Source organism: Sandarakinorhabdus limnophila DSM 17366 (assembly GCF_000420765.1).
Taxonomy (GTDB): Bacteria; Pseudomonadota; Alphaproteobacteria; order Sphingomonadales; family Sphingomonadaceae; genus Sandarakinorhabdus; species Sandarakinorhabdus limnophila.
Genome location: NZ_ATVO01000006.1, coordinates 42,033 through 56,066, shown reverse-complemented (window position 1 = coordinate 56,066; position 14,034 = coordinate 42,033). Strand labels below are relative to the sequence as shown.

Here is a 14,034-nt window from a genome sequence, read left to right as displayed (position 1 = left end):
CGTTAGTCCGGCACCACCAGATATTTCTGTCCCGTTGCGCGGCGATACCAGCCGGCCACGGCTGCGGGTTCCAGCATCCCGGCCAGACTGACCTTGTGGCTGTAATGGCTTGCAAAGGTCGTGGTAAGTTCATCGGCAACGCGTTGCTTCAGGCGGGCATAGGTGCCCGGCCCAAAGGTGCGCATGCGCGGGAACAGCAGCCAGCCGCCCACTGCCCAGGCCATGCCGAAACCACGCCCGAACGTCGTCGGCGCCATGTCGAGCCCGCCATAGATATAGACCTGCTTCAGCACTTCCGAGCCATAGCGGCTGTAGCCACCGGCGCGCGCGTTGATCGCCGCTTCCATCGCGGTGAGGATCTGCCCGGCCAACTGCCCGCCGCCGATCGCATCAAAGGCCAGGGTCGCGCCGGTTTCGGTGCAGGCCGCCACCAGTTGCGCCATGAAATCGGGCGCGGTGGAGTCGATCACGTGGGTGGCACCGATGCCCTTCAGGATCGCCACCTGTTCCGCCGAGCGCACGATGTTGACCAGCGGCACGCCATCGGCCTTGCAGATCTTCACCAGCATCTGCCCGAGGTTGGACGCAGCGGCGGTGTGGATGATGGCACTGTGGCCTTCGGCGCGCATCGTCTCGACAAAACCCAGCGCTGTCAGCGGGTTGACGAAGCAGGACGCGCCCTGTTCAGCCGTCGCGCCTTCGGGTAGCAGTAATGCTTCCTCGGCCTTCACCACGCGATAATCCGCGTACGTCGCGCCGCCGATGATGGCGACCTTGCGGCCCAGCAGATGCTCTGCGCCGGCGCCAGCAGCGACCACGGTGCCGGCGCCTTCATTGCCGCACGGCATCGCCTGATCGGCGCGCGCCGCCATTGCCCGCATCAGCGCTGGCGGCACGGTGGCACGAATGGCGTCGGGCTCGCCGCGCGCCGTCGTCATGTCGGCCGCGCCGGTAAGCAGGCCGATGTCCGACGGATTGATCGGCGCGGCTTCGATGCGGATCTTGATCTCGCCAGCCCCAGCCTCCGGCTCCGGCACGTCGGCCAGCGCGAGGATGAGTTCACCGGCGGAGGTGATGGTCGATTGGATCTGGCGCATGGGACTTTGGTCCTTCGGTTGAAATCAGAAATCCGGCAACTTGAAGCCCGGTGGCAGCTGCATGCCGGCGGTCAGCTTGCCCATCTCGGCGCTGCCGGCCTGATCGGCCTTGGTCTTGGCGTCGTTGAAGGCCGCGACGATCAGGTCTTCCAACATTTCCTTGCTGTCAGCAGTCAGCAGCGACGGGTCGATGGTCAAGCCGCGCACGGCGCCGCGGGCGGTGGCGCGCACTTTCACCAGGCCCCCACCAGATGCGCCTTCAACCTCGATATTGTCGAGCTCGGCCTGGGCACGGGCCATCTGCTCCTGCACGTTGCGGGCGGCGTTCATCAGTTCTTCAAGGCTGGGCATGGTTCTTCTCAGGCCGTTTGTTTGAGGGGGGAAAGTTCGGCGTCGGGAAAGGCCGCCATCAACGCGGCCACGGTGGGATCGGCGCGCATCTGGGCTTCCAGCGCGGCCAGGCGGGCAAGCTCGGTTTCGCGCAATGTGGGTTGGCCGCCTTCGGTCTGCCATTCAATCTGCCATTTCTGCCCGGTCCATTCCTCCAGGCTGCGCGCGATCGCCAGCGGCACGTCCTTGGGCAGGCCGGCAGCGGCGAGCGCCAGCCGGGGTGGGGCCCAGCTTAGCAGCCGCACATCGTCGGTCAGGTAATGCGCCAGCCGCGCCTCGCTCCGGCGGCGGAACAGCGCCACCATCGCTTCGAAACTGTCCGGCATTTCGCCAGCCGGCGGCGCGCTGACGGGCGGTGCGGCGGGCAGTGCAGCGGCGGGTGCACCCGATGGGGCAGGGGCGGGAGCAGACGGGGCTGTGATCGTCGCGCCCTGCTGTTGCAACTGTTTTACCAGCGCGCCTGGATCGGGCAGATCGGCGGCGTGGCACAGCCGCAGCAGCGCCATTTCGGCGGCCTGCAGCGGCACTGGTGCCGCCTGCACTTCTTCCAGGCCCTTGAGCAGCATCTGCCACAGCATCGACAATCGCGGGAAGGTGAGCGCCTGCGCCCAGCCATCCAGCGCCGCCTGTTCTTCCGCTGAGAGCAGCGGATCCCGGCGCCGGGCGAGGCGCTGGCGGGTGATGCCGTGGACCAGGCCCAGCAGCTCGCGCATCAGCTGCGCCGGGTCTTGCCCAAGATCATATTGGCGGGCGACGGCGGCCATCACCTCGCCCACCCGGCCTTCCAGCACATGGCCGAACAGGGCGCGCACGGCGCCGCGATCGGCCAGGCCCAGCATGTCGCGGACGGCATCTGCCGTGATCGTCTCGCCGCTGTGAGCGATGGCCTGATCAAGGATGGAAAGACCATCGCGCACGCTGCCCTCGGCGGCGCGGGCCACCAGCGCCAGCGCATCAGTTTCAAACTGCACCTGCTCCTGTTCGAGGATGCGGGCGAAATGGTCGGCCAACATCTCGGCCGGCACGCGCTTCAGATCGAACCGCTGGCAACGCGACAGGATCGTGGCCGGCACCTTGTTCACCTCGGTGGTGGCCATGATGAACTTCACGCCCGGCGGCGGTTCTTCCAGCGTTTTCAACAGCGCGTTGAACGCCGCCTTGGACAGCATGTGGACTTCGTCGATGATGTGGATCTTGTAGCGAGCCGATACGGCGGCATAGCGAACACCCTCGATGATCTCGCGCACATCATCGACACCGGTGTTGGACGCGGCGTCCATTTCCACAACGTCCATATGGCGGCCGGCCGCGATGGCAACGCAGGGCTCGCACACCCCGCAGGGATTGATCGTTGGGCCGCCCTGGCCATCAGGCCCGATGCAGTTCAGCGCCTTGGCAATAATGCGCGCAGTGGAGGTCTTGCCCACCCCGCGCACGCCGGTCAGCAGCCAGGCCTGCGCCAGCCGGCCGCGCGCGATGGCGTTGCCCAGCGTCTGCACCATCGCCGCTTGACCGAGCAGCGAATCAAAGGTCGCCGGGCGATATTTGCGTGCCAGCACACGGTAAGCTGGTGCGGGCACTGCGGCCGGCAGTTCAAGGCCCGGAAAGGCGATATCGGATTCGTCTGACATGTTGTCCTGTTCTAGCCGGGCCGGGCTGGCGCGTCACGCAGGCTTTGAAGCCGGGCTTGCACTTCGGCGCCACAGCCGCCATATGCGCCGTGGGAGCCGGGCGGACAGGCCGCTCGCCAACCCGGTCAGGTCCGGAAGGAAGCAGCCGCAACGATTCCGGTCTGGGTCGTTCCCGGCTCCCACCCCATCAGCGTACAGGAACGAGAATCGGCGTTTGCGCCGTGTTTGGCCCGGCCTGGCGCGGCGGCGCGACCAGCGCTTCGGCGGCGATCTTCGCCTTCTCCTCAGGCGTTAGCGGCGGCAGGCGCGGTAGGTCCGGCAAGTCATAAGCCGTCATCATCTGGCCAGAACAGCTGTAGCTGGCGCCGCCTTTCAGTTCGCCCGGCTTGAACGCCGCTTGCAGCGCCGGCTGGCTGGCCAACGCGGCTTTCGCCTCATCCGGGTGCCAGCTCCACGGCATGCCGAAATAGAAGGGGCCGCCATCGGCGCGTTTGGCAGCGATATAGGTCGTGACGTCACCGAAATAGACCACTTCGCCGGCATTCACGCGCAAGGTGACACTGTTGTAGCAGAAGCTGTTCATCACCATGCCGCCCGGGCCGGGCGCGGCGCCGTAGAGCACGTAATCGCCGGCCGAAACCAGCATCAGCCGATATTCCAGCGCCGCCTTGCGATCCTTGGAACTGGCCTGGATCCAGTAGGTGTTGGTGTCGCCGTTCTTCTTGGCATCCTTGGGCCGGGCGATCATGTCGTGCCGGGCTGGATCATAACGGGCAAAGGCAATGGTGCCGGATTTGCCCGCGCTCCAGCCATCGGGGCGGCGGAAGGCGACCAGCAGCGCGCCCTGGTGCGGCGCCATGGTAACCGGCAACTCCAGCGGCGTCGGCTTGGTGACAGACAATTGCGCGGCGGCCGGTGTGGCGAGAAGCGCGGCGAGGATGAAGGGCGAAAGGCGCATCGGGCGGGGCCTCGTGTTCAGGGCTTGGGCGGCGGCGCGGCCGCCAGCGCAGGCGTCACGGCGAAATCATTGTTCCAGCGCGTTACCGATTTGCCGTCGGGATTCTCGGCGCCCAGCATGCGGTTGAACCAGGCTTCGCGTTCGGGATCGGGCATGGTGAGGAACAATTTTTCCTGCGCGTCCGTCACTTCCACCACGCGCCAACCGCGATACATCAGGCATGAACGGCGATTGGCGCGGCGGGTTTCGCCATCGGCAATGGCGCCCGCGATCAACCCGCCCAACAGGCCGCCGGCAGCGGCAGCGGCGGGCGAGATGATGGCCGGATTATACACCACCACCGGCGATCCACCTGGCGTGCGGCTGCCGCGGGCGATCAGGCGGCATTCCTGCCAATCCTTGTCATAATCGGCGCGGGTGGCGCCGGGCTTGTTGTAATAGCGGCTGTCCTTCAGATCGCGGGCGCTGTCCTTGGCGATCTCTTCCGGGCTGTCGGCGCTGGCCGGGACTGGGGTATCGGTGGTGGCGGGCGGGGCAACAGCAGGCGGGGCAGGATCTGCCGCCTGCAACAGCAGCGCGACAAGCAAGGCAGGCATCAATCAGCTCCCCAGTTTGTTCTTCGGGGCAATTTTGCCAGCCTTAACGGCTGTTGTCGACCACACTGCGCGGCATCCGTACGTCCAAACTGTGGATATCCGCCGTCAGTTTCACCTGGCAGGCGAGCCGGCTCTGGCGGTTGGCGCCAGCGGCGAAATCCAGCATGTCTTCCTCTTCTTCGATGGGCGCCGGCAGTTTTTCGACATCGCCGCCGACCAGATAGACATGGCAGGTGGAACAGGCCATCGCGCCTTCGCAGGTGCCTTCCAGCGGCATGCCATGCGCCTGCGCCACATCAAGCAGGCGATCGCCGGGTTTGCTTTCGGCGATGGCTTCCTGTGAGCCATCGGCGGAGATGAAGCGGATGCGGGCCATGCGCTTATAGTGGCGCGATCAGGCCAATTCTTCAAGCTGGCGCTGCACTGCAGCATTTATCAGGGTGACCGCGGTATCAATGTCTGTGGCGGTCGTGAAACGGCCAAAGCCCAGCCGCAGCGATGCCTTGGCGGTGGGTTCGGGCAGGCCCAGCGCGGTGAGCACATGGCTGGCCCGCCCGGTGACGGACGCGCAGGCCGAACCCGAACTGATGGCCAGGCCGGGGAGTTGCTGGATCAACGGCATCACCAGGCCCGGGAATGACAGATTGAGATTGCCCGGCCAGCGCCGATCAAGGTCGCCATTGATGCGATGCAGCACGCTCAGGCCCGCCAGCAAGCGCTCGCGCAGCTGCAGGGCATGTGCAAGATCGGCGGCCATCCTCTCACCGGCGATGCGCGCCGCTTCGCCCAATCCGGCGATCAGCGCGGTGGGCAATGTGCCCGAACGGCCATCCTCCTGCCCGCCGCCGTGCAGCAGCGGCGTGATGACGGTGAATGGCCGGCGATAAAGCGCGCCGACACCCTTGGGGCCGTAGATCTTGTGCGCGGTGACACTCATCAGATCGATGCCCATGACGTCGACATCCAGTGGCAGCTTGCCGAAGCCCTGCGCTGCATCGACATGGAACACCGCACCAACCGCGTGGGCCCGTCGGCCGATACCGGCCAGATCCTGCACCACGCCGATCTCGTTGTTCACCGCCATAACCGAAACCAGCGCCACATCCTCGCCCAGCGCGCGCTCAAGGTCGCCCAGATCAACCAGGCCGTGTTCGCGCACAGGCACGATGGTCAGCTGCGCCCCGATGCCGGCGAGATACTGCGCCGTTTCCAGCACGGACGAATGCTCGGTGGCCAGCGTCACGATCCGCCGCCGCGTCTGCCCAGGTGCGGTGAGCAGGCCCTTCAGCGCCCAGTTGTTGCTTTCGGTGGCACCGCTTGTGAAGGCGATGGTTTCGGCGGGCGCATTGATAAGGCCAGCGACCTGTTCGCGCGCCCGTTCCACCGCCGCCTTGGCCTTGTAGCCCCACATGTGCGCGCTGTGCGGGTTGCCGAAGCCATCCACCCCCCACGGTTCCATTGCAGCAGCGACAGCGGGATCGAGCGGCGTCGTCGCGCCATAATCAAGGTAAATCGGCATGCTCATGCCGCGCCCTTTCGGCCCAACCGCGCTGCCATGGCAAGCCAGGCGGCGGCGAATGCGTCAATCTCGGCATCCGTGGTGGCCGGTGACAGGCTGACGCGAATGGCTTCGCCCGCCGCCGCCCCCAGCCCCATCGCGGCGAGCACATGGCTGGCCTTGACCTTGCCGGACGAACAGGCCGCGCCGGCCGAGACCATATAGCCTTCCAGATCGAGCATCATCACCTGCGTTGATGCGGCCACGCCGGGCAGGCCGATGCTGCCGATGTTGGGCAGGCGCGGCGCGGCTTCGCCATGGATGATCGCGCCGGCGGCTTTCAACCGTGTTTCCAGCGCGATCCGTCGTGTGGCAACCGCGCTCCAGTCGTGGGTTTGCGCCACGGCGGCGGCAAAGCCGGCGATGCCGGGCAGATTGGGCGTGCCGCCGCGATGGCCACGCTCTTGCCCGCCGCCGCGCTGGATGGCGATCAGGCTTTCGGGGTCGCGCACGATCAGCGCTCCAATACCGGGAGGCCCGCCCAGTTTGTGCGCCGAAAGCGCCACGAAATCCGCATCAGGCAGCGCCATCTTCCCCGCCGCCTGCACCGCATCCACCAGCAGCAGTCCGCCGGCTTCCCGCACCAGCGTCGCCACCTCGGCCAGTGGCTGAATTACACCGGTCTCGTTGTTGGCCGCCTGCACCGCCACCAGCGCCGGGCCTTCGGACAGCGCTGCACGCAAGGCGGCAAGGTCGATCTGGCCGTCGCAATCCACCGGCAGCAGCACCACATCATCGCGCGCCTGCAGCACCGCGCTGTGCTCGGTCGCGCCCACGAGCAAGCGCGGGCGTGTCGGCCCCGCCAGCCGCGCGCCATTCGATGCCAAAGCAATCGCCTCGGTGCCGCCGCTGGTGAACACCACATGCTCCGGTGCCACCCCGGCAAAGCGCGCCACGGTATCGCGCGCACCTTCCAGCAACGCATTGGCCGCCCGGCCGCCGCCGTGCACGCTCGACGGGTTCCCGGTCAGGCCCAGCGCCTCTACCAGCGCCGCGCGCGCGGCATCGCGCACCGGCGTGGTGGCAGCATGATCAAGATAGATTCGGCTTTTCATTGCAACAGGGCCTCTGCAGGCCATATAGGGCGCAACAGCCGCCTTGCACCAGAATTGGGATCAGCATGCCCGAAGTCATTCTTACCGGCCCCGAAGGCCGTCTCGAAGGCCGTTACCAGCCCGGTGCCGGCCCGCGTGCGCCGGTCGCCATCCTGCTGCAGCCGCACCCGGCGCAGGGCACGATGAATCATCCAATCGTGCTGGCGCTTTATCAAAGCTTCGTGCGCCGCGGCTTTGCGACGCTGCGCTTCAACTTCCGCGGTGTTGGCCGCAGCCAGGGCACGTTCGATAACGGCATCGGCGAATTGTCCGACGCCGCCTCCGCGCTCGATTGGTTGCAGCAGTTCAATCCGGAAGCCCACACCACCTGGGTGGGTGGCTTCTCCTTCGGCGCCTGGATCGGCATGCAGCTGCTGATGCGCCGGCCAGAGATCAAGGGTTTCATCTCGATCGCGCCGCCGGCCAACATGTATGATTTCACCTTCCTGGCCCCGTGCCCGTCGAGCGGGATCATCGTGGACGGCGAAAACGACGAAGTGGTGCCGCCATCTGCCGTGCTCAAGCTGGTGGACAAGTTGAAGACGCAGCGCCACATCACCATCCATCACAGCACCATCCCCGGCGCCAACCATTTCTTCCAGAACGAAATGGACCTGCTGATGGGCGAGGTTGACGGCTATCTGGACATGCGGCTGGCTAACGGCGGGCGTTAAGCCACCCGCCCGCCAGTCATCGCCACTGGCACTCCGGTCGTCTCCGGCCAGCTGAGCGGTTTGCCGTCCAGCACGCGTACGGCCAGCCACGCGAACGCTTCGGCCTCCAGCGCGTCGCCGTTCCAGCCGACGGCTTCCACTGCATCGCAGGGCACAGCGCAGCGCTGGGCAAGTTCGGCCATCAAGACCGGGTTCAAGCGCCCGCCACCGGTCACCAGCAAGCGGCCGATCGGCGGCACATGGGTGAGGGCAAGGCGCACCGTCTCTGCCGTGAACGCCGTCAAAGTGGCCGCGCCATCGCCGGGTGAGAGGCCGCGCAAGGCACCGATATCCCAGGCGTTGCGGTCCAGCGATTTGGGCGGAGCGGCGTCGAACCACGGATTGTCGCACAAGGTTTGCAGCACATTGTCGTGGCACATGCCGCTGGCCGCGACCTTGCCATCTTCGTCGTAACTGCGGCCAGTGTGGGCGCGCACCCAATCATCGATCAGCGCATTGCCCGGCCCGGTATCGAAACTGCCCCAAGTCACGTCCTCGGCAAACCAGGTCAGATTGCCCACCCCGCCCAGGTTGAGCACACCCAGCGGCCGACCCAGTTCCTCCGATCGCGCCCGGTGATAACCCGGCGCCAGCGGCGCGCCCTGGCCGCCGGCCGCAACATCGGCGCTGCGGAAATCATAGGCGACCTGAATCCGCGTCGCGGCTTTCAGCGTGGCGCCATCGCCGATTTGCCAGGTCCACTTGCGGTCGGGCCTGTGCGCAATGGTCTGGCCGTGGAAGCCGATCACTGCCACATCATCGCGCCGCGTGTGGGTGGCAGCGAGCAGGCGGTGCACGGCCATGGCGTGCAGGCCGGTCGATTCCTGTTCCACCGCGTCGATCAACGCGTCGCGGGCCGGCGCATGCATTTCCAGCGCGCGGGCCATGGCGGCGCGAAGGCGCGGGCGGAAATCCGGTTCATAGGGGAAAAACATGAAAGCGATCGGGTTCACTACCCCCTCGCCATCGGTTTCCAGCAGCGCGGCATCGATGCCGTCCATCGAGGTTCCGGACATCAGGCCAATGGCTAAGCGCGTCGTCATGGCGATACGCTAGCGCAGCCGATGCCGGCTGGCCATGCCTGCTGCGCCTGCTTATGAAGCCAGCAATGCGCGCCGTTCTTGCCCTTTGCCTGTTGCTGGCCAGCCCGGCCGCTTCCAATCCGCTGGCGGCTCTGGTCGCCGGCACGGAGCCCCGCGCGCCGCAGCTTTCCGGCGTCGTCGGCGTGGTGGCAGACAAGAACAGCATCATCCGTGCCGAAGCCCATGGCCTGGCCGACATCGCCGCGGGCCGCCCACTGCAGACCGACAGCGTGATCCGCGTCGCCTCTATCTCGAAACTTGTCGTTGCTATCGCCATGTGGCGGCTGGTGGAGCAGGGCAAGCTCGATCTCGATCGAGACGTGAGCCTGTACCTCGGCTGGCAACTGCGCCACCCCGCTCATCCCGAAACGCCGGTCACGCTGCGCCAGCTGCTCTCGCACACCAGCGGCATCGTCGATGGGCCGGGCTATGGCTTTGCGCTGGAGGAACAGCTGCACGACAAGCTCACCCCGCAGCATTGGGGCGCGGGCGCGCCGGGCAGGCGGTTCGAATATGCCAATCTCAATTACGGCCTGATTGCTTCGGTGATGGAGAAGGCCACGGGCGAACGCTTTGACCGGTTGATGACCCGGCTGGTGCTGGCGCCGCTGAAGATCGACGCCGGCTACAACTGGCAGGGCGCGTCGGATGCCGCCATCGCCCGCGCCGCCGTCCTCTACCGCAAGGGCCGCGATGAAACCGCCTGGAACCCGGCCGGGCCATGGGTGCCTCAGGTGGATGACCTGAAAGGCCAGCGCAGCGCGTGCCCGGTGCGCGCCAATGCGGCCTGCGATCTGGCGGCCTATGTGCCTGGCACCAATGGCACCATTTTCTCGCCGCAGGGTGGCCTCAGGATCAGCATCCCCGATCTCGCCCGCATCGGCCAGTTGCTGTTGCGTGGCGGCGAACTTGGCGGCGTGCGGCTGCTGAAATCCGCCACGGTCAACGCCATGTTCACCCCGGTCTGGCAGGCCGGCGGGGCGGTGCCCGGCGATGATTATCACGGCCAGATGCTGTGCTACGGTGCCGGCCCGCACTGCCTCAGTGGCCGTGCCGGGGCGACCGATCAGCCGGTGAAGGGCGCGCGCTGGTGGGGCCATCTGGGCGAAGCCTATGGCCTGCTCGCCGGTCTGTGGGTTGATCAAAGGCGCGGCCGTGTGTTTGCCTATGCGCTCACCGGCAGCAGCGACGATCCCTTCAAATCGCCCCATGTCGCCTCCAGTTTCAGCGCGGCGGAAGACATCATCATGGCGGAACTGGCACGATGACCTGCCAAATAATGGCCGCACTGCAATGCCTGTGTCACCGTTTGCCGGCCATGGTGGCCAAAGGAGGATTCGCATGATCGGTTACGCCCTTTTCGGCAGCAATGATCTGCCGCGCAGCTTTGCCTTTTACGATGCGCTGTTCGCCAGTGTTGGCATCAGCCGTCTGATGGAATTCCCCACCGGCGCCGTGTGCTGGGGCACCAGTTGGACCGCGCCGATGCTGGGCGTTGGCCCGGCCTATGATGGCCAGCCGGCCACCGCCGGCAACGGCACCATGATCGCGCTGGTGCTGGACACGCGCGCCAAGGTCGATGCCATGCACGCCGCCGCGCTGGCCGCCGGCGCTGCCGATGAAGGTGCCCCCGGCGTGCGTGGCGAGGAAGGCCCGCAGGCGTTCTACGGCGCCTATTTCCGCGATCCCGATGGCAACAAATTGTGCGCCTTCCGGGTGGGGCCCGCCTGACCGAATGGACCCATTGTCGATCATTGCCGATGAACTGAAGCAGCGCGACCGGGAGCGTTGGCTGGCCTGCCTCTATGCGGCAGCGCCGGCCCGCCCTGGCCTGGTCGCGCTGCTGGCCCTGGACGCGGAACTGGCGCAGCTGGTGGCCACCACCACGGAGCCCCTGCTGGGCGAGATTCGTCTCGCCTGGTGGCGCGATCGGCTGATCGAGCTCGATACGCAGCCTGCTCCGGCGCAGCCGCTGTTGCAGGCGCTGCAGGCCCGCACGCTGCCGCGGCTTTCGGGTTCGGATCTGGCTGGTCTGGAAGATGGCTGGCTGGCCCGGCTGAACGGCGATGCGGCCGGCAGTGCGAGTGGTTGCGTGCGCCTGTTCACCCTGGCTGCGCGGCTGCTCGGCGCCGATCCGGCCGAGGGTGAGTATTTGGGCCAGGCGCTGGCGCTGGCGCAAAGCCCGCCCGACCGCACATCGGTGCTGCTGCGCCCGCTGCGCGCCCTGGTAGAGTTGAAGGCACGCGATGCCGCCCATGCCGCCGCCGGCCGCCCGCTCGAACCGCGCGGTACGCTGGCCCGGCAGGCGTTGATGTTCAAGGTGGTTGCACTGGGGCGCTGAGGCAGCGTATCGCTCTGCATCCAGGGTCTTGGCGATGGTGGGAGCAGTGAAGTGCGCCGCATCCTTGGCTTTGTCGTGGCTCTGGTTGGCCTGTTGGGCGCCGGCTTGATCATATGGCGCGCTCCGCCTGTCACCCAGCCCGCTGCCGCCTTGGCCAGTGCCGATCCGCCGGCGACAGATGCGGCCGCAGCGCCGCTGGAGGCGCCGAATTCTCCCCTGTCCGACGCCGAGCGCGAGGCCCGCCGCCTGCGCCGCTACGACAAGGACAAGGATAGCAGTGTCAATCGCGGCGAGTTTCTTGCCAATCGCCGCAAGAGCTTTGAGCGCGCGGACCGCAACCGGGATGGCAGGCTGGATTTCGAGGAATTCGCCGTGGCGACCGCCACGAAATTCGCCCGCGCCGATCGCAATGCCGATGGTGCGCTCACCCCCCGCGAGTTCGCGACCACGGCGATGAAACGCAAGCCGAAAGCCGCCTGCGTCTGCCCTCCGCCAGGTGAGGAGTGAGGCTCAGGCCACCTTCATCCAGTCTGCCAGATCCGCCCGCGCCCGCGTCACCAGAGCGGGCTTGCGCTGATCCTTCTTCACCGCCGTCTCCAGCGCCGGAAACAGGCCAAAGTTGACGTTCATCGGCTGGAAGGTCGAAGCCTCTGCGCCGCCGGTAATGTGGTGGAGCAGGGCGCCCAGCGCGGTTGTCGCCGGCGGTGGCACCGGTTCGCGGCCCTGCCGTTCGGCAATGGCGAACCGCGCCGCCATCAGGCCCACTGCCGCGCTTTCAACATAGCCTTCGCAGCCGGTGATCTGGCCGGCAAAGCGGATGCCGGGCCGAAGTTTCAGGCGCAGGGTCTCATCCAGCAGCACCGGCGATTTGATGAAGGTGTTGCGGTGCAGGCCACCCAACCGCGCGAATTGCGCGTTTTCGAGGCCCGGAATCATGCGGAACACCCGCACCTGTTCAGCATGCTTCATCTTGGTCTGGAATCCGACCATGTTCCACAGGCTGCCCAGGGCATTGTCCTGCCGCAATTGCACCACGGCCCAGGCGCGTCGGCCGGTGGCGGGGTTGGTGAGGCCCACCGGCTTCATTGGGCCAAAGCGCGGCGTGTTGCGGCCACGTTCGGCCATCACCTCGATCGGCATGCAGCCGTCGAAATAAGGGGTGTTGGCCTCCCACTCCTTGAAGCTGGCCATTTCAGCGGCCAGCATCGCATCGATGAAGGCCTCATACTGCTCCTTGTCCATCGGGCAGTTCAGGTAATCCTTGGCCCCACCCTTGTCCCAGCGCGACTGGAACCAGGCGGTTTCCAGATTGATGGATTCAAAATGGATGACCGGCGCGATGGCGTCGAAAAACGCCAGCGCATCCTGCCCGGTCAGATCGCGGATGGCTTCGGCCAGCGGCGTCGCCGTCAGCGGCCCGGTGGCGATGATGACGCTGTCCCACTCTTCCGGCGGTAGGCCGGCGATCATCTCGCGGACGATGGTGACGTTGGGATGGGCGGCCAGCGTGGCGGTCACGCCGTCTGAAAACACGTCGCGGTCCACCGCAAGCGCCGATCCAGCCGGCACCCGCGCCTTGTCGGCCTCAGCCATGATGATGCTGCCCATCGCCCGCATCTCCTGATGGATCAGGCCAACGGCATTATTGTCGGGATCATCGCTGCGAAAACTGTTGGAACAGACGAGTTCGGCCAGCCCGTCGGTCTTGTGCGCGTCGGTGCCATGCGGTCCGCGCATCTCATGCAGGATAACGGGAATGCCGGCTTGCGCGATCTGCCAGGCGGCTTCGGAACCGGCGAGGCCACCGCCAATGATGTGGATGGGGAGTGTCATGCCCCGGCCTATGCGGCAGGCCGTGACGGTTTTCCAGTCACGAAAGCGTCAAGGATGAATGAGTTGTTTAATAACCGTAAATAACGTAATGGGTATTTTCCACATTCGGGGGAATATCACATGAAGCCTTTGCTTTTTGCGGTTGCTGCAGTTGCGAGCCTTGCGGCGTTTCCGACGTCGGCCGCGGTGATCACGGCCAGCCTTGATGCCAACGCGATGCAGATTAACCTGTTGAACAATGTTGCGATCACGCCTGTGTCGCTCGGCGTTGGTGACGCGCTCGATCTCACCATCAATTTCACCAATGGCCCGATGACTGTTGGCAACGGCAGCGCGTTGTGGATTGGTCTGCTGACCAATGGTGACGGCGCCACGCTGAACAGCACCGCTACGATGTTCGTTTTGGGCGGCAGTGCCAACATGTTTGGCAGTCTCAACAACACGCAGGACAACAGCTTCGCACACGTCGGCAATTTCTTCGGCGGTTTCCAAACCGGGCCCGGCGACCTGAGCTTTGCCGGCCTGCGCCAGACGCTGACGATCAACAGCAGCGATTTGCAGGGCCCACGCGAATATGATCGGGCCTTTTTCTTCTTCTCCGAACTGCCGCAGGGCGGTGTCGTGCCTGAACCGCAAAGCTGGGCCATGCTGATCGCCGGCTTTGGTCTTGTCGGCGCTGCAGCACGCCGTCGCCGCTCTGGTGCTGCCCGCGCCATCGCGGCCTGATCGACCGCAAGAAGG

At 66.1% G+C, this 14,034-nt stretch carries 16 protein-coding genes and 1 other RNA gene; 7 read left to right on the top strand and 10 right to left on the bottom strand.

Features of this window, described 5'->3' with window-relative positions; translation table 11 throughout:
• Positions 1 to 2 precede the first annotated feature (2 nt).
• From G566_RS0107860 to G566_RS0107850, 3 genes are read right to left on the bottom strand one after another with little or no spacing between them, the layout of a single operon-like run.
• The gene (locus G566_RS0107860; RefSeq protein ID WP_022680128.1) at positions 3 to 1,097 is read right to left on the bottom strand and encodes a zinc-binding dehydrogenase; all 1,095 of its coding nucleotides are present in this window, start codon (positions 1,095 to 1,097) and stop codon (positions 3 to 5) included.
• 24 nt (positions 1,098 to 1,121) lie between these two features.
• Entirely contained in the window at positions 1,122 to 1,448 is a 327-nt protein-coding gene (locus G566_RS0107855) for a YbaB/EbfC family nucleoid-associated protein (protein WP_022680127.1), read from the bottom strand.
• A gap of 8 nt (positions 1,449 to 1,456) precedes the next feature.
• The gene (locus tag G566_RS0107850) at positions 1,457 to 3,118 is read right to left on the bottom strand and encodes a DNA polymerase III subunit gamma/tau (protein ID WP_022680126.1); all 1,662 of its coding nucleotides are present in this window, start codon (positions 3,116 to 3,118) and stop codon (positions 1,457 to 1,459) included.
• A gap of 89 nt (positions 3,119 to 3,207) precedes the next feature.
• On the opposite strand from G566_RS0107850, the gene ffs reads away from it, so the two are divergent.
• An RNA gene (ffs, locus tag G566_RS15075) (signal recognition particle sRNA small type) lies at positions 3,208 to 3,298 on the top strand.
• 7 nt (positions 3,299 to 3,305) lie between these two features.
• On the opposite strand, the gene G566_RS14785 is transcribed toward ffs, so the two are convergent.
• The 5 genes from G566_RS14785 to G566_RS0107830 are packed head-to-tail and all read right to left on the bottom strand — an operon-like array spanning position 3,306 to position 7,285.
• On the bottom strand, positions 3,306 to 4,076 hold the full coding sequence (locus G566_RS14785; RefSeq protein ID WP_022680125.1) for a hypothetical protein: 771 nt from the start codon (positions 4,074 to 4,076) through the stop codon (positions 3,306 to 3,308).
• A gap of 17 nt (positions 4,077 to 4,093) precedes the next feature.
• Positions 4,094 to 4,672 carry a hypothetical protein gene (locus G566_RS14780; RefSeq protein ID WP_022680124.1) on the bottom strand — a complete coding sequence of 193 codons (579 nt, stop codon included), beginning with the start codon at positions 4,670 to 4,672 and terminating at the stop codon, positions 4,094 to 4,096.
• Between the two features lie 43 nt (positions 4,673 to 4,715).
• Positions 4,716 to 5,048 carry a 2Fe-2S iron-sulfur cluster-binding protein gene (locus tag G566_RS0107840; protein ID WP_022680123.1) on the bottom strand — a complete coding sequence of 111 codons (333 nt, stop codon included), beginning with the start codon at positions 5,046 to 5,048 and terminating at the stop codon, positions 4,716 to 4,718.
• Positions 5,049 to 5,066: 18 nt separating this feature from the next.
• Positions 5,067 to 6,197, bottom strand: coding sequence for a cysteine desulfurase family protein (locus G566_RS0107835; RefSeq protein ID WP_022680122.1), 1,131 nt, complete (start codon positions 6,195 to 6,197; stop codon positions 5,067 to 5,069).
• On the bottom strand, positions 6,194 to 7,285 hold the full coding sequence (locus tag G566_RS0107830; RefSeq protein WP_022680121.1) for a cysteine desulfurase family protein: 1,092 nt from the start codon (positions 7,283 to 7,285) through the stop codon (positions 6,194 to 6,196). The genes G566_RS0107835 and G566_RS0107830 overlap by 4 nt, the downstream gene beginning before the upstream one ends.
• Before the next feature lie 65 nt (positions 7,286 to 7,350).
• Between G566_RS0107830 and G566_RS0107825 the strand changes: the two genes are divergently transcribed.
• Positions 7,351 to 7,998, top strand: coding sequence for an alpha/beta hydrolase (locus tag G566_RS0107825; RefSeq protein ID WP_022680120.1), 648 nt, complete (start codon positions 7,351 to 7,353; stop codon positions 7,996 to 7,998).
• Here G566_RS0107825 and G566_RS0107820 read toward each other — a convergent pair.
• The gene (locus G566_RS0107820; protein ID WP_022680119.1) at positions 7,995 to 9,080 is read right to left on the bottom strand and encodes an anhydro-N-acetylmuramic acid kinase; all 1,086 of its coding nucleotides are present in this window, start codon (positions 9,078 to 9,080) and stop codon (positions 7,995 to 7,997) included. The genes G566_RS0107825 and G566_RS0107820 overlap by 4 nt on opposite strands.
• A 65-nt stretch (positions 9,081 to 9,145) precedes the next feature.
• Between G566_RS0107820 and G566_RS13890 the strand changes: the two genes are divergently transcribed.
• From G566_RS13890 to G566_RS0107800, 4 genes are all read left to right on the top strand, one after another.
• Positions 9,146 to 10,387, top strand: a complete 1,242-nt coding sequence (locus G566_RS13890; RefSeq protein ID WP_022680118.1) for a serine hydrolase domain-containing protein — start codon at positions 9,146 to 9,148, stop codon at positions 10,385 to 10,387.
• Between the two features lie 73 nt (positions 10,388 to 10,460).
• Positions 10,461 to 10,850 carry a VOC family protein gene (locus tag G566_RS0107810; RefSeq protein ID WP_022680117.1) on the top strand — a complete coding sequence of 130 codons (390 nt, stop codon included), beginning with the start codon at positions 10,461 to 10,463 and terminating at the stop codon, positions 10,848 to 10,850.
• A 4-nt stretch (positions 10,851 to 10,854) separates the two neighbouring features.
• Positions 10,855 to 11,460: a squalene/phytoene synthase family protein gene (locus tag G566_RS14775; RefSeq protein WP_022680116.1), complete on the top strand. Its 606-nt coding sequence runs from the start codon at positions 10,855 to 10,857 to the stop codon at positions 11,458 to 11,460.
• Positions 11,461 to 11,511: 51 nt separating this feature from the next.
• The gene (locus tag G566_RS0107800) at positions 11,512 to 11,967 is read left to right on the top strand and encodes an EF-hand domain-containing protein (RefSeq protein WP_022680115.1); all 456 of its coding nucleotides are present in this window, start codon (positions 11,512 to 11,514) and stop codon (positions 11,965 to 11,967) included.
• A gap of 3 nt (positions 11,968 to 11,970) precedes the next feature.
• On the opposite strand, the gene trmFO is transcribed toward G566_RS0107800, so the two are convergent.
• Positions 11,971 to 13,293: a methylenetetrahydrofolate--tRNA-(uracil(54)-C(5))-methyltransferase (FADH(2)-oxidizing) TrmFO gene (trmFO, locus tag G566_RS0107795; protein ID WP_022680114.1), complete on the bottom strand. Its 1,323-nt coding sequence runs from the start codon at positions 13,291 to 13,293 to the stop codon at positions 11,971 to 11,973.
• Between the two features lie 120 nt (positions 13,294 to 13,413).
• Between trmFO and G566_RS0107790 the strand changes: the two genes are divergently transcribed.
• Positions 13,414 to 14,019, top strand: a complete 606-nt coding sequence (locus G566_RS0107790; protein WP_022680113.1) for a PEPxxWA-CTERM sorting domain-containing protein — start codon at positions 13,414 to 13,416, stop codon at positions 14,017 to 14,019.
• Positions 14,020 to 14,034 lie beyond the last annotated feature (15 nt).